The following is an 18,097-nucleotide window of genomic DNA, read 5'->3' as shown; positions in this document are numbered from 1 at the left end:
AAAGTCGGATCGGTGAACGCGTGGAACGCGCGGGCCGACGGTCGGTAGTCGATACGGGAACGGACTGGGGGTGGGCGTTAGTGGCTCAGCGCCTGCTTCACATCGCGCCGCCCATACCGCCCATGCCGCCCATGCCGCCCATACCGCCGCCCATGCCACCGCCGCCCGGCGGCATCTCGTCGTCGCCGCCGTCGTCGGGGTCGATCTGACCGCCGGAGAGATCGCCAGCGGCGATGACGTCGTCGATGCGGAGGATCATGACGGCCGCCTCGGTGGCGGACTCAATGGCCTGCGTCTTCACGCGGAGGGGTTCGACGACACCCTCTTGCTCCATGTCGATGACGTCGCCGGTGTAGGCGTCGAGCCCGGCACCGAACTCGCCGGAGTCGTGACGCGAGCGCAGGTCGACCAGCGAGTCGATGGGGTCGAGACCGGCGTTCTCGGCGAGCGTGCGCGGGATGACCTCCAGCGCGTCGGCGAACGCCTCGACTGCGAGCTGCTCGCGGCCGCCGACGGAGTCGGCGAAGTCGCGGAGTTCGAGAGCGAGCTCGGTCTCGGGTGCACCGCCGCCGGGCAGGACCTTCCCGTCCTTCAGCGTCGTGCGGACCACGCCGAGGGAGTCGTCGATTGCGCGCTCGAGTTCGTCGACGACGTGCTGGGTGCCGCCGCGGAGGAACAGGCTGACGGCCTTCGCGTCCTCGACGTCCTCGACGAAGATGCGCTCGTCGCCGCCGACGTCCTTCTGGGAGACGGAGCCAGCGAAGCCGAGGTCGTCGGCCTCGATGTCGTCGACGCTGGAGACGACACGTGCGCCCGTCGAGCGGGCGATACGCTTGAGGTCGCTGTTCTTGACGCGGCGCACAGCGAGAATACCCTCCTTCGCGAGGTAATGCTGAGCCATGTCGTCGATGCCGTCACCGACGAAGACGACGTCGGCACCGACGTCGACGAGCTCGTCGACCATCTCCTTCAGCTGCTCCTCTTCCTGGTCGAGGAACTGCTGGAGCTGGTCGGGGTCCGTGACGTTGACCTCGGTGTCGATCTCGGTCTCCTTCACTTCGAGAGCACCGTCGAAGACGGCCACGTCGGCGTCCTCGACCATGTAGGGCATGTTTTCGTCGACGCGTTCCTTGTCGATGACCGCACCCTCGACGAGCTCGGAGTTGTCGATGGAGCCACCGACGAGCTTCTCGACGGAGACGTTCTCGATGTCGATTCCGTCGTCGTCGGCGACGGCCAGCACGGCGTCGACGACGAGCTCGGCGAGCAGGTCTTTCGAGGACTCCGCACCCTTGCCGGTCATCGCCGTCGCGGCGATCTTGACGAGGGTCTCGCGGTCCTCCTTCGTCACGTCGATAGCCTTCGACTCGAGGAGTTCCTTCGCCTTCTCGGAGGCCTGGCGGTACCCCTGGGCGAGGGTCGTCGGATGGATGTCCGAGTCGATGAGCTCCTCGGCCTGGTCGAGGAGTTCACCGGCGATGACGACGGCCGTCGTCGTGCCGTCGCCGACCTCGTCCTCCTGGGTCTCGGACACTTCGACGATCATGTTCGCCGCCGGGTGGTCGATGTCCATCTCCTTGAGGATGGTCACGCCGTCGTTCGTGACGACGACGCCGCCCGACGAGTCGACGAGCATCTTGTCCATCCCTTTCGGGCCGAGCGTCGTCCGGACGGACTCGGCGACGGCCTTCCCAGCTGTGATGTTCATCGACTGTGCGTCCTTCCCGGAGGTGCGCTGACTCTCCTCCGAGAGTACAATCATCGGCTGATTACCCATTCGCTGAGCCATATTCACGCAAGGATTGTCTGTGGTTCTATAAAAATACTTCGATTCGCACTCCACAGAAACGCAAGACGTGAGTACCACGGCTCGTCGTGTCACGGTCTCCCAAAGAGGTGGTATAAGTAGCCGTCGTCGGGGACAACAGCGGTCACCGAGCGGTCGAAATCGGAGAGGAGAGCCGAACCCGGTGGGCGTCGCCGCTCAGAGCTGTTCGTCCGAAGGCCCCGAGAGCTGCGCGCCGCGAGTGAGTTCGTTGTGCTTCCGCTCGAGGAAGGAGTAGACAGCCCCGTGGGGGGCGCCGTCGAGGATCATCCCGACGGCACGGCGGACCGTCTCGACCTCCTCGGGCTGGCCGATGATGCCGAGCGTCGATCCGTAGATGACGACGTGGGCACCGGAGAGCTCCTCCATCAGTTCGCGAGTCCGGCCGTTCTCGCCGATCAGCCGGCCCTTCTGTCGCTTCATGTCGTTTTTGTTTCGCGTCGCCTCGCCGATGTCGATGAGGTCGAACATCCGCATGTCGTTGTCGAGCAGCGAGAGAGCGACCTCGGGTTTGAAGCCGCGACCGATGGCACGGACGATGTCCGGAGCGGCGAGTCCCGTGACGGGGTCACCGACCGAGTCGATGGCGACCGACCCGCTCTCGGAGTCGATGTCGAGCCGGACCTCGGCCCGACTCTCGATCTCCCGCATGGTCTCACCGCCGTCACCGATGACGACACCGATGCGGTCCTGCGGAACCTTCACGTGTTGCATGAACGCTGCTACCCGTTCGAGCCGTTTAAGCGTTTGTTCGTCGTCGCCCCGTGCGGAGAACCGACACACGGAGACGCCCTCTCACAGACCGGCTGGTTCGGCGAACTCGTCGGTCGACCACCGAGCGAACAGGGCTCTCTCGGGCTCGGCGAGCGGTCGGTCACGTCTCCGAACCGCGATGCGTTCGCGTCACTCACACATCGTCGAACACCTCCGGAGACAGCTGGTCGCGCTCGCCGTCGGTCAGCCGGTACGGTTCGACGACTTCGGAGATCGGTCCGTCGGGTCGTCGCCGCTGGTGGGCTTCGAGAAAGTCGGCGATACGGTCGGCGGCGTGTCGCTTCAGTTCGCCGGAGAGCAGGTCGCCGGAGCGGTAGTCGGCGGCCAGTCGCTCTAGTTCGGTGTCGTCCGCCTCGAAGAAGTAGAAGAGCAGCTGGTACGCCACGTCGACAGACGGATCGCCGCCGTGTTCCCGGTGCTCCTCGACGTCGCTCCGACCGCCCGAGTAGGCGTGTCTCAGCACCTTCTCGCGGACGGTCTCTCGGTCGTCGGTGAGCAGGATGCTCGGCGCGTCGTCGCTGCTCGACATCTTCCCGCCGCTCCCGCCCAACTGTGGCAGGAACTTCGACAGCAGCGCCGCTGGTTTCTCGACGTCGTACCGCTGTTTCGCCGCCAGGTCACGGCAGACGCGGACGTGAGGGTCCTGGTCGACGGCGATCGGGACGAGCGTCGGGTGGGGGCCGTGGACGAGTTGGGGTAAGAGGAGGTGCGTCGCCTGCACTGCCGGGTAGAAGCCGAGACCGACGTTCGGCGGCGGGCCGTAGACCGCCTCGACGGTCGCGGGCGTCAGCTCCGTCGCGAACTCGGCGGCCAGCGGGTAGACCACGTCGGCGTCGGCGGTGTCGACGACGATGCTGGTTCGGTCGGGGTCGAAGCCGACGGCGACGAGGTCGCGGACGTTCTCGCGGGCGTGTTTGTGAATCTCATCGAAGGAGAGCTCCTTCGAGAACCGCTTCTCGTCGTCGGAGAGTGGGATGTAGACGTACGCGCCGGTCTGTTCTTGGAGGTACTTCGCGTGGTAGAAGTGGTAGGCGTGGCCGAGATGCATCGGCCCGGAGGGGCCGATGCCGGTGACGATAGAGACGGTGTCGCCACAGTTGGCGGCCGCGGTGAAGCGGTCGACGTCGCGTCCGGCGTAGAAGATACCACGACGGACGAGGTGGTGGACTGGCTGGGGGAAGTCGGCGATCTGTTCGTCGGTCAGTTCGTCCGCGCCGAACTGTTCGAGAAGGCGGTCGTAGTCGACGTCGCCCTCGACGGCGTACGGCGTGACGGTGAACTCGTGCATGGTGGTGTGCTGTCGCTGGTGCTTTGGGGTCGATACGCGAGAGAACGAAGTGAGCACCCGCGACCGGGGACGCCGGGTTACGCCACGGCGGCGACGACCGCGAGACTGTCCGCTCTCGAGGCGTGCGGCCACCAGCGCCACCAGAGGTGACAGTCGAGAGCGGACTGCATCGACCGTCGGTAGTCGTCGACGTCAGAAAACGGTTCCGCCGCCGATCCGTCGCACTCGTCGTCCCGTCGTTCTACCCGGTGTGACTCTCCGACTACTGTCGTTCGGAGTGGACCTCCAAGTCGAGACTCCCGTTACGCTCGAAACGCGTGTACGGGACGTCGAACGTGAACGACGCGTCCGCACTCGAACCGTCGTCGATTTCGAACCGCTCGGACCGATCTAGCTCCTGTTTCTTCTCGCCTTTCCCCGCTGTCACGTTCGCGATGAGCGTCACTGTAGTCGGTTCGTCGGTCTCGTTTCGCACCGTCGCGGTGACGCGTAGCTTTCCGTCGTCGCTCTCCCCGTAGTCGAACTCGGAGACTTTCACCTCGGCGGTCATATCAGTGTTATCACTGCGCACACATCTAAACGCTCCGGCTAGCGCTGCGTCCCGCTGGCGACCCGTGACACCGGCACTGCCGGCCGTTCACTCCGTCGGCGTTCGACGGAGCGTCTCCAGTTCGTCGGCCCGCGGGAGTCGACGGAGCGACGGGATCGCGACGACGTAGACGGCGACGAACAGCAGTCCCAGTCCGCCGCCGGCGACGACGTAGCTCGCGCTGGTCGCGTCCGCCAGCAGCCCGCCGGCGGCCGATCCGAGCGGCATCGCCACCGTCGAGATGCTCCCGATGGTCGCCATCACTCGCCCGAGCAGGTCGTCCGGAACCATCGTCTGGAACATCGTCACGACGATGACGTTCGAGATACCGACCGGAACGAGCGCGAGCGCGAGGAGGCCGGCCGTCCCCACCAGCGACGACGACGCTACCGCCGCAAGCCACAACGACCCCGAGAACGCGTACAGCGCGACGGTGAGACGTCCGAGCGGCCACTCCTCGAACCACGACGCGACGAGCGCACCGACGAGCAGCCCGCCGGCGACGGCAGCCATGAGAACCCCGTACGCCTCGGGACCACCGCGAGCGTCGGCGAAGGCGGGCATCGTCGCCCACACCCCGCCGAGCGTCCCGTTGGCGACGACGCTGGTCACGAGCAGCGGGAGCAGGATCGTCCCGCGCACGAACGACAGTCCAGCGCGGAGGTCGGCGAGGTACGAGGAGTCTTCGTCGACGTCGGCAGTAGCTGACCCGTCGGCGTCGTCGCCACCGTCGGTCACGACCGCTGCCGCCGTCGTCGTGGGGTCGTCACCCGGTTCGGCGTCTTTCTCAGCCTCTCCTCCCGCCGACTCGCTCGTCTTCGGCACACGGAGACCGATGAACAGCGCCGCCGCGACGGCGAAAGAGACGGAGTCGAGGAGATAGAGCGTCACCGCACCGACGGCGGCGACGAGGACGCCTGCGAGCGCGTTGAACGCCATGTCGACACCCTGATACGCCAGGGAGAGCAGCGAGTTCGCCGAGACGAGGTCCTCCTGGTCGACGATGCGAGGGAGAGCGGCGTTCTGAGCCGGATAGACGAACTGGTTGAGAAACGAGACGAGCGGCATCACGGTCAGTACGACCCAGACCGAGAGAGCGTCGAGATAGGACGCGAGCGGGATGACGAGGACGAGCACAGCCTGTACGGCCTGTGTACTGACGAGGATTCGACGGAGTGGCCAGTGGTCGACGAGCGGTCCGATGAACACCTGCAGCGCCTGCGGTCCCATCGTGAGCAACCCCGCAAGGCCGGTGTACGCCGACGACCCGGTCAGATCGTAGACCAGCCACATCGCCGCGATGGCGTAGACGCTGTCGCCAGCGTTCGTCACCAGTCGCCCGAAGACGAGTCGCCGGAGATTGGCGTTGCGAAAGAGGACGTTATCTCGGAACGGAACGTACATACTCGTCTACTGTCGTCTCGCCCGGATAACTGTCCGCAGAACTTCACTTCTGTAGCCGCGTCGGCAGAAGACCTGTTACGTATCGTATCTGTCACTCTCCCCACTCACGTCGACGATGGTGAACTCCTCGTCGACGACGAAGGTGAGTTCGTCGCCGTCGAGTGGATACGTCACCCGGACGCGGAACGGTTCTGCCGTGACTGTCGTCTCGTCGTTCGTGACGAGTGGGAGTTCCCAGATTGCAGTCTCACGAACGTCGACGCCGTGTGTTCGAGCGAACGCGATAGTGTCGGGGTAATCGAGGAGACTCGTAGCGACATCGGAGTGGAGTGTCTGCCCACAGCGCTCACAGGAGAACTTCACCGTGACGTGGTCCCACATCCCGGATTCGGAGACCTGTGGCGTCGTTGGTCCCGAACAGTTCGAACAGAACCTGGACTTCGTCCGCTCGAACTGGCAACGAACGTACCGCTCGAAGACCCGTGGCAACTCCTCGTCGTGGGCCGACACGACCGGGTGACTTCGACCTGTCGCCGTTTCGTTTACTTGTCGGGTTCGACGTCGGTGACGTACTCGTACAGGTCGTCGTCGTCGACCTCGAGCCCCTGACGCGTGAAGAAACTCGCCACGTTCGTACAGTCGCGCCGGAGGAACTCGTCGGCGTTCGGGTGGTGGATCGTCACGGCCTGTCCGAGGTCGATGACGACGAGTTCGCCCTCGTGGATGATGAGGTTGTACTCGCTGAGGTCCCCGTGGATGAGACCGGCGCTGTAGAGACGCCGCATGTACTCGCGGACGACCTCGTAGGCCGTCTCGGGGTTCTCGACGTTCACCTCCGAGAGCCGCCGGGCGCGTTCCTCGACCAGTCCGACGAGCTCCATCACGAGCACGTTGCGCTCGACGGCGATCGGTTCGGGGACGCGCACGCCGGCCTTCCGGGCGCGTTCGAGGTTGGCGAACTCCTTGCGGACCCACGCGAGGACGATCTTCCCCTTGTCGTTGCCGATCCCCTGGAACCGCGGGTCGCCTTCGAGATAGCTCCGCATCTGCCGGAAGTTCGAGGCGTTGATGCGGTAGATCTTCACCGCGACGTCCGTCTCGTCGTGGCCGAGCGCCTCGTAGACGTTCGCCTCCTTCCCCGTGGAGATAGGACCCCCGAACGCGTCGATGTGGCCGTCTTGAACGAGTTTGTAGATGGCGGCGAACGTCGCGTCGTCGAACACCGACTGCTCGACCTTGAACTGGTCTGCGTCTTTGATGCGCTTTCTGAACTCGCTGAACTCTCTGTCGCGCTTCCGCGCGATCCGGTCGGCGTCGGTGTCGGAGACGTCGATCTCCTCCCACTCGTCGCCGAACCCCTCGGCCTCCTCCGGTTCGATCAACTCGAACTCCCCTGTCATCTTACCCTGTTGTACGGACCCCGGCCTGAAAAGGGGTACAGATGTGCCTATCGAGCTAGCAGTCAAAACAGTCCGCAACAGTGGATAACTGTTGTTCCAGTCTGTCGTCTCTCGCCGCGCAGTTTCGCGTGCGGTGTCGTACCGGACTTTTCGAGAGCGAACCGCGTCGCCAGTGGACCGTCGTCAGTGGATGTGGCCTTCCTCGCGGAGCTGCTCGGCCGCGGACTTCTCGTAGCGCCAACTGATGTCGGCCTTCTCGTCCTGCCAGTCCCACGGTTCGACGAGCACGACGTCGTCTTCCCGGATCCACACTCGTTTCTGCATCCGCCCGGGGATGCGGGCGGTCCGCTCGGTGCCGTCCGCACAGCGTACTTCGACGCGGTTCGCGCCGAGCATGTTCGTTACGACTGCAAACACCTCGTCGTCGTCCGGCATTCGGAGGTCGCGCCGCTGTCCAGACTCGCCCATATTCGAACGTGACGGCTCCGGACAGTTATGTGTTGTTGCCGCGTCTCGCTCCGTGTTCGAGGAACGACTCGACGTCCACCCGAGCGAACCGACGGTAGCCGAACACCAGCGGGACGACGCCCCACACGGCGAAGATGACGAAGCCGACCCACTCCTGTGTGGAGAACGCGCTCGACTCGGGGGAGAACGTGATCTCCCGGTACTCGGACGGTCTGCGCCATGGGAGAGTCGTTCCCGGAGTTGGACTCGGCGACACCAGTTGCCGTATTTTTAATTGAGGGTGCAGAGAACACGTCGGTGTCCCTCCATGATACGGTCCCTCTCTCGGTGGTTCGACTCGAAGTCCTTCTCGGTTCAGATACTCGTCCTCGCACTCGTCCTCGATCCGATCGGCTTCGCCTCCGGCTATCTGCTCGCGCCCTCGCTGGGCGTCGCTCCGCTGATGGGCGGCGTGTACGGTCTCGTCGTGGCGAGTTTCCCGATGTCGTGGCACGTGATGCGGCAGTCCGCGTGAACGACGCGCCGGACTCGTAAGGTCGAGGCGACCCACCTCGGCCACCTACGCATCCCTCTCGAAAGCGACAGGCTTACTCCCGGCGCTCGAAACTCCCCTGCCATGCTCGACAAACTCGGCACGACCGGACTCTTCGGCGTCGTGCTCCTGCTCGTCGGTATCGCCGTCGTCGCGGTCCGTGCACCCGTCGTCGCCGCCGGCATCACGCTCTCGCTCGCCGGTCTCGGACTGATCGCGAAAGGACTCGTCGGTAACGTGATGGCGATGTTCGGGATGGCCTGAGTCGGCCGTTCCACCCAAACGACAAGAAGGCCGGCGACGAGAGGTGAACCATGGACTCGCTTTCCGACCCGAACGCGCTCCGAACGCGGTCGGACGTCGCGTTCAGCGAGGAGCGAACCGTCGACGACCGAGAGGGGTTCGACTACTTCGCAGCCATCGGCGGACTGGTCGTCGTCGGCATCACTAACCACACCGGCGCGGTCCTCTTGATGGACAGTCCAGACGGGTGGCGACTCCCGTACGGGCCGGTAGCCGACGACGAGGACTGGCTGGCCGCCGGGCGACGGCTCGGCGAGACGCTTACCGACGCCAAGATCGCCGTCGATCGAGTGGAACGAGTCAAAAGAGTCACACACTCGACGAAAGGCGACGACCGGGAGGCGACGAGCTACGACGTCGTCCTCCGGATGAGACCCGTCGAGGGCGAACCGCTCGGTGTCGACCCGACGTTCGGACCGTGGGACGAACTCGAGACCGAGTGGTTCGACGCCGTCCCCGACGACGCCCACTGGGACCACGACGACGCTGTCGACGACATTCGACTGTTCGTCGACTGACTGCGGTCCCAGTGTGTTCCCGTCGCGTCTGTAAAACCCGGTGACGGCTGCTGCTACGCCTGAATCTTCTCGCGACCCGGTGCGATGAGTTCGTCGAGGTACGACACCAGCGCGGTCTTGGCGTCCATCGGGTGGAGTTCGCCGGACTCGAGATCCGCCTCGAGCGACTCGTAGTCGTCGTAGGTGAGGTCCCCACCGTACTCTTCCGGCCGTTCGACGACGACCTGCTGGAACCGCGGGAAGACGTGGTACTCGAAGATCTGCAGGACGGGGTTCTCGCGGTCGTTGCCGTCGTCGTCGGGGTCGGGGTGGGCCGTCGGCGGGCAGAACGCCGCGTTGACCTTCTCTTCGATGTCCTCCGTGGAGTCCTCCATCGAGATGGTCGTCCCCGTCGAGGAGGACATCTTGCCGACGCCCGTCGAGAGATCGGCGATGAGCGGCGTGTGCAGACAGGTCGGCGACTCCTCCTCTATCGCCGGCAGCACGTCGCGGGCGAGCATGTGGACCTTCCGCTGTTCCATCCCGCCGATGGCGAGGTCGACGTCGAGGTAGACGATGTCGAGCGCTTGCATCAGCGGGTAGACCGCCTGCGACACCTTCGCCGACTCGCCGCTCTTGATTTCGGCCATCGCCCGCTCGGCCCGCGACAGCGTCGTGTTGAGTTCCAGCGCGTGGAGGTCCAGCACGTACTCGCGGTCGAACTGGAACTCCGACCCGAGGACGAACTCGGTCTTTTCCTCGTCGAGACCGTACGCGAGGAACTGCTCTTTCATCCGCTCGGCCGTCTCGCGGATCTCGTCGAAGCTTCCCTTGTCGTTGAGGTAGGCGTGGACGTCGGCCAGCAGGACCGTCACGTCGAGACCAGCCTCTTGGAGTTCGATGAGTTTCGTCGCCGTCAGCATGTGACCGATGTGGAGGACGCCCGAGGGTTCGTAGCCCACGTACGCCCGCTTTCCGTCGGGTGCTTCGGCTAGCGCGCGGACCTCGTCCTCGGTGACCACCTCGGAGACGTTCCGGGTGATCCGTTCGTAGGCGTCCATACTCGTGTGAAACTCGGGGGGCGGGATATGACTTCTGGATGTGTGCGAACGGTTCGGCGTCTCGGTCGACGTCTCCTCTCCCGTTTCGTCTCGTTCTCTCGTGGCACAACCCTCGCATATCGTCGTGTTTATCGGTCGGGCTTCGAAACCTGAGAGCGATGAATCCGCTCCACGCTCGGTACCCGTTCTTCGAAGGCGCGCGTGAGGCGGTCGAGGCGGCCGGCGTCGCGCTGCCGACGCTCGTCGCCGAGGACGCGCCGGCCGTCGCCCGCGGTCGAGAGCGGGTCGAACGGGCGCTGCTCTCGGGGACGACGGCGTCCGAGACCCCCCGCGAGTGGAGCGTGCAGGACGAACTGCTCTCCTACCCTATCGCCCGTATCCTCGTCTCGCTCATCGACGCCCCGGCGGCCGTGCGGAAGTACGCCGCCGCCGAGGCCGCCACCGCCGCCGACCGCTTCACCGACGACTTCGAGACCTCCGACGACGGGCTCAAGAGCACCAGTCGGCGGCGTCTCTCGCTGGACGACGTGCTCCGGGAGTTCGATCTGGCCGACGACGTCCGGGCGGAACCGCTCGAGCGCGGTCGCGACCCCGACTGGTACCGGGTCGCGCTCGGGTCGTATCTCACGCTCGCCGACCCCGACTGGGGCGAGCGGTGGCGGCTCGTCAACCGCGAGGTCGTCGACGGCACCGTCCGCGTCGAACGCGGCGACCTCTCGAGACTCCTGCGCGAGGCGGTCGAGCGCCGGGTCGCCGACGGGTTGCCGTTTCAGGTCCGCGGCACCGCCGGCGGCGACGCCCTCGCCGACTCGCTGGCCGAGGAGGTCGGGACGCTCAGAGACCTGCTCGCCGACCGCCGCGACGTCCGCGACATCGACACCGTCGCGCCCGACCTCTTCCCGCCGTGTATGTCGCATCTGCTCGACCGGGTCCGCCGCGACAACGAACTCGACGCCCACTCGACGTTCGCGCTCACCGCTTTTCTCACCGGGATCGGGATGGACACCGACGAGATCGTCCGCTTCTACCGTGACACCGCACTCGACGAGGAGACGGTCCGCTACCAGACGGAGTATCTCCGGGACGACACCGGGACGCAGTTCGGCGCACCCACGTGCGCGACGATGCAGGCTTACGGCGACTGCGTGAACATGGACAAGCGCTGTGAGACGATCGCTCATCCGATGAGCTACTACGAGAAGGCGCTCGACGAGGCCGACGAGGTGCGAGACTGGCGCGAACGCGAGGCGTAAGCCTACCGCGAGAGGAAGAAGCCGACGACGGCCATCGCGACGACGAACAACACGATCGCACCGATGAGGGCGAAGCCACCGGCCCCGGTGAGACTGGGGCCGTAGACGCCCCCGATTGCGACGATGAGTGCGATGAAGAAGCCGACTGCGACGACGGAGACGATGATTTCCTTGAGCGTCTCCCCTTCGATAGCCATGTCCGGCCGTTTCCGCGGACGTAGTAAAAGGACTTCGGAAACTCTCCCCTCTCGAACCCCCCGAAACCCACGAATTCGCGGACTCTCGTGGCTCAGCCGAAGCCTTAGGTGTCTGTATCCCCTAACTCTGTCGACGACGAGGCGACAGCCTCGTGATACACTATGACGCATCCAGAACACACACCAGCGTCACCACGATCGACCCCCACGAACGCGCCGACGACCCTGCCAGCCGACGGCTTCACCGGACGAGCGCTCCGCGCACGGATCGAACCGATGGTCGTCCGACCGCTTCGGGACGACCGCTACGTCGTCGAGACCGACCACGGCACCTACGTCGTCGATCTCGACGAACGCTCCTGTACCTGCCCCGACCACGCGATCCGCGGCGCACGCTGCAAACATCTCCGCCGTGTCGCCATCGAAGTGAACGAGGGCCGCGTCCCACCGCCCGGCAAGCGGAGTGCCGTCTGTGCGGTCTGCGGCGTCCGAACGTTCGTCCCCATCGCCGAGCGGGGGCCACAGCTGTGTGACGACCACCGCTTCACGCCGGGGGAGTTCGCCCGTGACCGCGAGACCGGCAGCGTGCTCGTGGTGACGGAGCTCACGACCGAACGGGCCGACGAGTACGAGACCGAGGAGGGGCGCACCGTCGCCGACTACGAGACCAACGTCCACTACGGCGGCCACGAACCGGTCGTCGAGGCCGCCTACGTCGAGTCGCTCCGCGCCGTCGACGGCGTGGTCGACCTCGAGGGCGTGAGACGCTACGGCTTCCCCGCCTCGCGCCTCCAGCGACTCGGACGGAGCCACCCACGCGTGGCCGCCGCGCCGACGACGGACGCCGCGCCAGTGTAACTCGAGTCGGACCAATCGGACGCGAGACGGCCGGAACTCACTCGAGCATCTCGGCCGCCTCGTCGACCGAGACGACGCCCTCCTTCACCGCGTTGAGCACGTCGCGGACGCCCTTCGAGGGACCGTCGTCCGGTTCGGCGTGGTCGGCGAGCGTCGTCTTCTTCGACGTGCCGACGAACTCGTCGAAGTCGACGCCGTCGGCCAGCGCGGTCTCCTTCTTGACCCTATAGTTGCCGCCGTCGGTCGTGTAGAGATCCGCCGGGTGGAAGAAGTACCAGTCCTCGCGGTCGAACCGCACGCCGATACGGGGTTTCGCGCCGAAGTTCTTCGAGAAGTAGACGAGCGCCTCGACCTCCTCGCCGGTGAGATAGATGGGGTTGCCCGAACTCGACTTCGCCTCGACGGCGTAGAAGGTGTCGCCGTTGCCGGCGAGCACGTCGGGAAGTTCGCGCGTCGTCGCGCCGCCGCTGGCCGGCGCGCGCATCACGGCGAATCCGGCCTCGTCGAGTCTGTTGACGAGTTCGCGTTCCCGCCTGTCACCTTTCCTGTTGGCGGCCATACTCCGACTCGCAGGTGGGCGGGCTTAAGTCGGACGACCTGCACCGGTTCGACACCTGGGCTGGGTCGCTCGGTTCGGGGGCTTCGACCACCCCACAGAGAAGACTGTCTTTACCGGTGAGCCGTTAGGTCCCGTGGGCCCACGACCCCATGTACTCGCGCTGCTCCTCGCTCAGCGAGTCGAACTCGATGCCCTCCGCCTCCAACTTGATCTCGGCGACTTCGCGGTCCAGGTCGTCGGGCACGTCGTGAACGCCGGCGTCGTACTCCTCGCCGTTCTCGACGAGCTCGCGGACGCAGACGGCCTGCACGCCGAACGACTGGTCCATCACCTCGACCGGGTGACCGAGTGCGAGCGGTGCAGCGAGGTTGACGAGTCGTCCCTCGGCGAGGACATTGAGTCGGCGGCCGTCGTCCATCTCGTAGGCGTCGACGCCGTCGCGGGCCTCGTACTGGTCGACCGCGAGGTCGGCGAGTTCGTCGAGGTTGATCTCGACGTCGAAGTGACCCGCGTTGGCGAGCAGGACGCCGTCCTGCATCTTCTCGAAGTGTTCGCGGGTGACGACGTCGCGGTTGCCCGTCGTCGTAATGAACACGTCGCCGACTTCGGCCGCCTCGGCCATCGGCATCACGTCGTACCCCTCCATGTGGGCTTCGAGCGCGCGACGGGAGTCGACCTCGGTGACGATGACGTTCGCGTTCTGGCCGGCGGCCTTCTTCGCGACGCCTTTTCCGCAGTAGCCGTAGCCGCCAACGACGACGTTCTTGCCGGCCCACGAGAGGTTCGTCGTCATCGCGATCGTCGCCAGCGACGACTCGCCGGTGCCGTGGACGTTGTCGAACAGCCGTTTCATCGGCGTGTCGTTGACGGCGAAGACGGGGTACTGCAGTTCGCCGTCCTCGTCCATCGCACGCAGTCGGTGGACGCCGGTGGTCGTCTCCTCGGCGCCGCCGAGGAGCGTGTCGATGAGGTCGGGGTACTCTTCGTGGACCAGGTAGACGAGATCCATCCCGTCGTCGACGGTGACCGTCGGGTCGAAGTCGAGCGTCGCCCGCAGCGCCTCGTAGTACCCCTCGTCGTCGACGCCGCGGACGGCGTAGGAGATGATGTTGTCGTGGGCGTCGAGCGCGGCGCTCACGTCGTCGTGCGTCGACAGCGGGTTACAGCCGGTGATGGCGACTTCGGCACCGCCGAGCGCGAGCAGTTCGACGAGATTGGCCGTCTTCGCCTCGACGTGCATCGCCATCGCGATGCGCTGGCCGTCGAACGGTTTGTCGGCTTCGAACTCCTTGCGGAGCGCCTGTAGGATCGGCATATGTTGCAGCGCCCAGTCCATCTTGCGGCGACCCTCTTCGCGAGCAGCCTCGACGTCGTCGAGATGTTCGCTGATCGGGGGATACGTCTCGCTCATACGTCTGAGTGCGGTCAGGGCGGTGAAAACGATACCGAAGGCGGAACGCCCCGGTCGCGTACTCGGCGATGGACGCGCCCTTGCCGTCGCGCCCCGCGCCGATCCGGTGTGCTACTGTCTGTTCGAGTGTGTCAGCCGTGGGTCGAGGTGTCTCTCAGTTCGCCAACGGGACGGCGAGCGCCTTGGGACCGTCTCCGTTCGCCTCGCCGGGGTGGTCCTCGCCGGAACCGTTACCGCGCTCTTCGTCCGCCGTCTCGGTCTCGTCCGCCGTCTCCTCGTCGGACTCGTCCGAGTCCCCGTCGTCACTGCCTGCGTCGGTTGGGTTCTCACTGTTTGTCTCGTCGGGACCGCCGGCGTGAGCGGGTTTGCCGTCGTCTCGCTGCCCCTCCTCGGCACCAGTGTGGGCGGGCTTGCTGTCGGCCTTGTCCGGGCCGCCCGCGTGGGCGGGCTTCCCGACGTCGTCGGGTTTACCGGCGTCGCTGGGCTTCCCGGCGTGGTCAGGTCTGTTGTCGTTGCTCGGGTTGTGTTTCTTCACGAACTCCGAGACGACCTGGCCGATGCCGCCCTCGTTGTCCGTCCCATCGAGGAGCCCGTGGACGAAGAAGGAGACGCGCTGGCCGAAGTTCGCGAACGTCTGTTCGGTGAGCTCCGCCGTCCTCTCGGCGGTGAGATCACCGCTCGTCGCGGTGACGGTCACCGTCGTCGACTCGGCTGGCGCCGGGAGCGAGACGGTGCCGTCCGTCCCGGTTCGATAGGAGCCGGTTCCGGTGTACGTCCCGTCGCTCGTGACGTCCACCGTCGCGTCCGAGACGGGGTCGCCGTACTGCGTCACCGTGACGGTCGCCGTACTGTCGGTGTGCTGAGCGACGTTCACGTCGAGCGAGTCGGCGAGGGCGAGCAGTTCGACCGTCGTCTCGGCGGAGCCGGTCTCCGTCGCGGCGGCCACGGTCAGTTCGACCGTCTCCTCGGGAACGGGGAGCGTGACGGTCCCGTCCGCGTCCGTCTCGTACTCGCCGCTGCCCGCGTACGTCTCCTCACCTGCCGGGGCGACGGCGACCGTCGCCCCCTCGACGGCCGAACCGTCTTCCGTGACGGTGACGACCGCCTCGCCGGTGTTCCCCGCCTGTTCGACGCCGACGGCGACGTTCCCCGACGACTGTGCGGTGACTGTCCCCGCGGCCCCGGCGATGCCCGCGAAGACGAGCAGCACCGCAGCCGCGATCGCTGTGATCTGGTTGTCGGTCTTCATTCCGACCTATCCATGACCGATGAGTGATATAAACCGGGTTCGTCGTTCACCTGGTTCGTTCCGTTCAACGAGAGGCTCACATCGTTCATCAGCGTTTAGAAACTTCTCCCAATACGTAGTTTACAGTTGAGAATAATATTATCTTTGAATGGTCTGGCGGGCGGTTATCAATCGTGAAAACGCCAGTTCGGCTACGCGGCGCGCTCGGCGAGGTCCGCGGCGTACTGACGTGCGCGCTCCAGCACGGCCGACTCGTCCATCGTCAGCACCTCGCGGTCGCGCATGAGCACCTGTCCGTCACAGACGGTGTGTCGAACGTCGGAGCCGCGGGCGGCGTAGGCGAGGTGGCTCACGAGGTCGTGCGGCGGCGTCAGATGCGGTGCGTCGAGGTCGAGGACGGCGAGGTCGGCGTTCGCACCCGGTTCGACGACGCCCGACTCGAATCCGAGTGCGTCGGCGCTCCCCTTCGTGGCCAGTTCGACGACTGTCTCGGCGCTGACGGCGCTGGCGTCGTCGGCCGCGAGTTTACCCAGCATCGCCGCATCGCGCAGTTCGTCGAACATGTCGAGGTCGTTGTTCGAGGCCGCGCCGTCGGTGCCGATGCCCACCGTCACGCCGGCGTCGAGCAGCCGCTGGACGGGTGCCATCCCGCTTGCGAGCTTCATGTTCGAGGCCGGACAGTGGACGACGCCCGTCCCGCGCGACGCCAGCAGGTCGATCTCCGTCTCGTCGACGTGGACGCCGTGGGCGACGAAGTCCGACGACGTGAGCAGCCCCAACTCGTCGGCGTATTCGAGCGGGCGCTCGCCGCGTTCGTCGACGATGGGGTCGACCTCGTCGGTCGTCTCGTTGGCGTGGAAGTGGATCGGGATGCCGTCTTCGCGCGCCTCGGCGACGCTCTCGCGGAGATACTCCTCGCCCACCGTAGTCAACGAGTGAGGCATGTACGCCGTCCTGATGCGCCCGTCGGCGGCGCCGTCGTACTCGCGGGCGACCGAGAGGCTCTCGTCGACGTCGGCGCGTGCACCCTCGTCGTCCTTGACGACGGTGACGACGCCGTGGCCGACGCGGGCCCGTAGCCCGGCGTCGTCGACGGCGTCGACGATCTCGGGCACCTCGAAGTACATGTCGGCGAACGCGGTCGTGCCGGACTTGATCATCTCCAACAGCCCCAGCTCGGCCCCGACGTGGACGTCCTCGGACGTCAGTTCGGCCTCGGCCGGCCAGATGTCCTCCTGCAGCCAGGCGTCCAACTCCTTGTCGTCGGCGTAGCCGCGCAGCAGCGTCATGGCGACGTGACAGTGGGCGTTGACGAGCCCCGGCATCACCAGGCCGCCCGAGGCGTCGAGCGTCTCGTCGGCGGTAGCGAGGTCCGAACCGACCGCGAGGATCGTCCCTTCGTCGGCGTCGACGAGGACGTCCGCCTCGACGACCTCCATCTCCGGCAGGAGCACCTGCCCGTCCGCGATGAGGAGCGTACTCATGTCCGAGCGTTCCGCGGAGGCCGCATTAGGTGGTGTGGTTCGGACCGTGGAGGGAAAGACAGTTCTCCCGCCGGCGTGAGAGACCGGTATGCGCATCGCCGTGCCCAACAAGGGGCGCATCCACGATCCGACGATCGACCTGCTCGAACACGCCGGCCTCCACATCGAGAACGGAGCGGAACGCAAACTGTACGCCGAGACCGTCGACCCCGACGTCACCGTGCTGTTCGTCCGCGCGGCGGACATCCCCGAGTACGTCCGCGACGGCGCGGCCGACCTGGGTATCACGGGCTACGACCAGGTCCGGGAGTCGGGCCACGACCTGACGGAACTGCTGGACCTCGGCTTCGGCAAGTGCCGACTCGTGCTTGCCGCCCCCGAGGACGGCGACATCAAGGACGTACAGGACGTCGCCGACAAGAGCGTCGCCACCGAGTTCCCCACCATCGCGCGTCGCTACTTCGAGGAGCAGGGCGTCGACCCCGAGATCGTGAAGGTGACGGGCGCGACCGAACTCACCCCGCACGTCGAGATGGCCGACGCCATCATCGACATCACGTCGACGGGGACGACGCTCGCCGTCAACCGGTTGGGCATCGTCGACGAGGTGCTCTCCTCCTCCGTGCGCCTCTTCGCCCGCCCGGACGTCACCGACGACCCGAAGGTCCAGCAGGTGACGATGGCGCTCCGTTCGGTGCTCGCCGCCGACGGCAAGCGCTACCTGATGATGAACGCGCCGAAGGAGCGACTGGACGACGTCCGGGAGGTCATCCCCGGGATGGGCGGCCCGACGGTGATGGACGTCGCCGGCGACGAGATGGTGGCGGTCCACGTCGTCGTCGACGAACGCGACGTGTTCTCCGTCATCAGCGACCTCCGGGAGGTCGGCGCGTCTGACATCCTCGTCACCGAGATCGAGCGGTTGGTCGAGTAGAACCGACGCCC

The 18,097-nt window shown here is 66.1% G+C and carries 21 protein-coding genes; 6 read left to right on the top strand and 15 right to left on the bottom strand.

Annotated features, from left to right (window positions below; all coding sequences use genetic code 11):
* Window positions 1-97: 97 nt before the first annotated feature.
* The 9 genes from thsA to BSG17_RS07440 form a co-directional block, all read right to left on the bottom strand.
* Window positions 98-1,762, bottom strand: coding sequence for a thermosome subunit alpha (gene thsA, locus BSG17_RS07485; protein ID WP_089822585.1), 1,665 nt, complete (start codon window positions 1,760-1,762; stop codon window positions 98-100).
* A gap of 222 nt (window positions 1,763-1,984) precedes the next feature.
* On the bottom strand, window positions 1,985-2,539 hold the full coding sequence (locus BSG17_RS07480) for a KH domain-containing protein (protein WP_089822583.1): 555 nt from the start codon (window positions 2,537-2,539) through the stop codon (window positions 1,985-1,987).
* 193 nt (window positions 2,540-2,732) lie between these two features.
* Window positions 2,733-3,887: a tryptophan--tRNA ligase gene (locus tag BSG17_RS07470; RefSeq protein ID WP_089822579.1), complete on the bottom strand. Its 1,155-nt coding sequence runs from the start codon at window positions 3,885-3,887 to the stop codon at window positions 2,733-2,735.
* A gap of 262 nt (window positions 3,888-4,149) precedes the next feature.
* On the bottom strand, window positions 4,150-4,437 hold the full coding sequence (locus BSG17_RS07465) for a hypothetical protein (protein WP_089822578.1): 288 nt from the start codon (window positions 4,435-4,437) through the stop codon (window positions 4,150-4,152).
* A gap of 87 nt (window positions 4,438-4,524) precedes the next feature.
* Window positions 4,525-5,880, bottom strand: coding sequence for an MFS transporter (locus BSG17_RS07460; RefSeq protein WP_089822576.1), 1,356 nt, complete (start codon window positions 5,878-5,880; stop codon window positions 4,525-4,527).
* Between the two features lie 75 nt (window positions 5,881-5,955).
* Window positions 5,956-6,390 (bottom strand): DUF7351 domain-containing protein, encoded by a 435-nt coding sequence (locus BSG17_RS07455; RefSeq protein ID WP_170864739.1) that lies wholly within the window; start codon window positions 6,388-6,390, stop codon window positions 5,956-5,958.
* A gap of 32 nt (window positions 6,391-6,422) precedes the next feature.
* Window positions 6,423-7,280, bottom strand: a complete 858-nt coding sequence (gene rio1 / locus BSG17_RS07450; RefSeq protein WP_089822572.1) for a serine/threonine-protein kinase Rio1 — start codon at window positions 7,278-7,280, stop codon at window positions 6,423-6,425.
* A 183-nt stretch (window positions 7,281-7,463) separates the two neighbouring features.
* Window positions 7,464-7,748 carry a translation initiation factor eIF-1A gene (eif1A, locus tag BSG17_RS07445; protein ID WP_089822570.1) on the bottom strand — a complete coding sequence of 95 codons (285 nt, stop codon included), beginning with the start codon at window positions 7,746-7,748 and terminating at the stop codon, window positions 7,464-7,466.
* Window positions 7,749-7,773: 25 nt separating this feature from the next.
* Window positions 7,774-8,004, bottom strand: a complete 231-nt coding sequence (locus tag BSG17_RS07440) for a hypothetical protein (RefSeq protein WP_089822568.1) — start codon at window positions 8,002-8,004, stop codon at window positions 7,774-7,776.
* A gap of 54 nt (window positions 8,005-8,058) precedes the next feature.
* Between BSG17_RS07440 and BSG17_RS07435 the strand changes: the two genes are divergently transcribed.
* From BSG17_RS07435 to BSG17_RS07425, 3 genes are all read left to right on the top strand, one after another.
* Window positions 8,059-8,262, top strand: a complete 204-nt coding sequence (locus BSG17_RS07435; protein ID WP_089823038.1) for a DUF8141 family membrane protein — start codon at window positions 8,059-8,061, stop codon at window positions 8,260-8,262.
* A 102-nt stretch (window positions 8,263-8,364) separates the two neighbouring features.
* Entirely contained in the window at window positions 8,365-8,544 is a 180-nt protein-coding gene (locus BSG17_RS07430) for a DUF7470 family protein (protein ID WP_089822566.1), read from the top strand.
* A gap of 50 nt (window positions 8,545-8,594) precedes the next feature.
* Complete coding sequence (locus tag BSG17_RS07425) at window positions 8,595-9,101, top strand: hypothetical protein (protein WP_089822564.1); 507 nt, start codon at window positions 8,595-8,597, stop codon at window positions 9,099-9,101.
* Window positions 9,102-9,154: 53 nt separating this feature from the next.
* Here BSG17_RS07425 and BSG17_RS07420 read toward each other — a convergent pair whose 3' ends face one another.
* Window positions 9,155-10,141, bottom strand: a complete 987-nt coding sequence (locus tag BSG17_RS07420) for a tyrosine--tRNA ligase (RefSeq protein ID WP_089822562.1) — start codon at window positions 10,139-10,141, stop codon at window positions 9,155-9,157.
* A gap of 158 nt (window positions 10,142-10,299) precedes the next feature.
* Here BSG17_RS07420 and BSG17_RS07415 point away from each other — a divergent pair, with 158 nt between their 5' ends.
* Entirely contained in the window at window positions 10,300-11,394 is a 1,095-nt protein-coding gene (locus tag BSG17_RS07415; RefSeq protein WP_089822560.1) for a DNA primase large subunit PriL, read from the top strand.
* 2 nt (window positions 11,395-11,396) lie between these two features.
* On the opposite strand, the gene BSG17_RS07410 is transcribed toward BSG17_RS07415, so the two are convergent.
* Window positions 11,397-11,591, bottom strand: a complete 195-nt coding sequence (locus BSG17_RS07410) for a DUF7472 family protein (protein WP_089822558.1) — start codon at window positions 11,589-11,591, stop codon at window positions 11,397-11,399.
* Between the two features lie 162 nt (window positions 11,592-11,753).
* On the opposite strand from BSG17_RS07410, the gene BSG17_RS07405 reads away from it, so the two are divergent.
* The gene (locus BSG17_RS07405; protein WP_089822556.1) at window positions 11,754-12,449 is read left to right on the top strand and encodes an SWIM zinc finger family protein; all 696 of its coding nucleotides are present in this window, start codon (window positions 11,754-11,756) and stop codon (window positions 12,447-12,449) included.
* 37 nt (window positions 12,450-12,486) lie between these two features.
* On the opposite strand, the gene hjc is transcribed toward BSG17_RS07405, so the two are convergent.
* The 4 genes from hjc to BSG17_RS07385 form a co-directional block, all read right to left on the bottom strand.
* On the bottom strand, window positions 12,487-13,008 hold the full coding sequence (gene hjc / locus BSG17_RS07400; RefSeq protein WP_089822554.1) for a Holliday junction resolvase Hjc: 522 nt from the start codon (window positions 13,006-13,008) through the stop codon (window positions 12,487-12,489).
* A 124-nt stretch (window positions 13,009-13,132) separates the two neighbouring features.
* Complete coding sequence (locus BSG17_RS07395) at window positions 13,133-14,419, bottom strand: adenosylhomocysteinase (protein ID WP_089822552.1); 1,287 nt, start codon at window positions 14,417-14,419, stop codon at window positions 13,133-13,135.
* Window positions 14,420-14,573: 154 nt separating this feature from the next.
* Complete coding sequence (locus BSG17_RS07390; protein WP_089822551.1) at window positions 14,574-15,668, bottom strand: hypothetical protein; 1,095 nt, start codon at window positions 15,666-15,668, stop codon at window positions 14,574-14,576.
* Window positions 15,669-15,859: 191 nt separating this feature from the next.
* Window positions 15,860-17,152, bottom strand: a complete 1,293-nt coding sequence (locus tag BSG17_RS07385; protein WP_089822549.1) for an amidohydrolase — start codon at window positions 17,150-17,152, stop codon at window positions 15,860-15,862.
* 88 nt (window positions 17,153-17,240) lie between these two features.
* Between BSG17_RS07385 and hisG the strand changes: the two genes are divergently transcribed.
* Window positions 17,241-18,086 (top strand): ATP phosphoribosyltransferase, encoded by an 846-nt coding sequence (hisG, locus tag BSG17_RS07380; RefSeq protein ID WP_089822547.1) that lies wholly within the window; start codon window positions 17,241-17,243, stop codon window positions 18,084-18,086.
* The last annotated feature ends 11 nt before the right edge of the window (window positions 18,087-18,097 follow it).

This window comes from Halogranum amylolyticum, from assembly GCF_900110465.1.
Taxonomy (GTDB): domain Archaea; phylum Halobacteriota; class Halobacteria; order Halobacteriales; family Haloferacaceae; genus Halogranum; species Halogranum amylolyticum.
Note: the sequence above shows the minus strand (reverse complement) of the source record. Positions and strands in the feature narration are given on the sequence as shown.

Coding starts and splice junctions, on each gene's coding strand:
- thsA (WP_089822585.1), bottom strand. CDS start 1,762: ATGATTGTACTCTCGGAGGAGAGTCAGCGCACCTCCGGGAAGGACGCA.
- BSG17_RS07480 (WP_089822583.1), bottom strand. CDS start 2,539: ATGCAACACGTGAAGGTTCCGCAGGACCGCATCGGTGTCGTCATCGGT.
- BSG17_RS07470 (WP_089822579.1), bottom strand. CDS start 3,887: ATGCACGAGTTCACCGTCACGCCGTACGCCGTCGAGGGCGACGTCGAC.
- BSG17_RS07465 (WP_089822578.1), bottom strand. CDS start 4,437: ATGACCGCCGAGGTGAAAGTCTCCGAGTTCGACTACGGGGAGAGCGAC.
- BSG17_RS07460 (WP_089822576.1), bottom strand. CDS start 5,880: ATGTACGTTCCGTTCCGAGATAACGTCCTCTTTCGCAACGCCAATCTC.
- rio1 (WP_089822572.1), bottom strand. CDS start 7,280: ATGACAGGGGAGTTCGAGTTGATCGAACCGGAGGAGGCCGAGGGGTTC.
- eif1A (WP_089822570.1), bottom strand. CDS start 7,748: ATGGGCGAGTCTGGACAGCGGCGCGACCTCCGAATGCCGGACGACGAC.
- BSG17_RS07430 (WP_089822566.1), top strand. CDS start 8,365: ATGCTCGACAAACTCGGCACGACCGGACTCTTCGGCGTCGTGCTCCTG.
- BSG17_RS07425 (WP_089822564.1), top strand. CDS start 8,595: ATGGACTCGCTTTCCGACCCGAACGCGCTCCGAACGCGGTCGGACGTC.
- BSG17_RS07420 (WP_089822562.1), bottom strand. CDS start 10,141: ATGGACGCCTACGAACGGATCACCCGGAACGTCTCCGAGGTGGTCACC.
- BSG17_RS07415 (WP_089822560.1), top strand. CDS start 10,300: ATGAATCCGCTCCACGCTCGGTACCCGTTCTTCGAAGGCGCGCGTGAG.
- BSG17_RS07410 (WP_089822558.1), bottom strand. CDS start 11,591: ATGGCTATCGAAGGGGAGACGCTCAAGGAAATCATCGTCTCCGTCGTC.
- BSG17_RS07405 (WP_089822556.1), top strand. CDS start 11,754: ATGACGCATCCAGAACACACACCAGCGTCACCACGATCGACCCCCACG.
- hjc (WP_089822554.1), bottom strand. CDS start 13,008: ATGGCCGCCAACAGGAAAGGTGACAGGCGGGAACGCGAACTCGTCAAC.
- BSG17_RS07395 (WP_089822552.1), bottom strand. CDS start 14,419: ATGAGCGAGACGTATCCCCCGATCAGCGAACATCTCGACGACGTCGAG.
- BSG17_RS07390 (WP_089822551.1), bottom strand. CDS start 15,668: ATGAAGACCGACAACCAGATCACAGCGATCGCGGCTGCGGTGCTGCTC.
- BSG17_RS07385 (WP_089822549.1), bottom strand. CDS start 17,152: ATGAGTACGCTCCTCATCGCGGACGGGCAGGTGCTCCTGCCGGAGATG.
- hisG (WP_089822547.1), top strand. CDS start 17,241: ATGCGCATCGCCGTGCCCAACAAGGGGCGCATCCACGATCCGACGATC.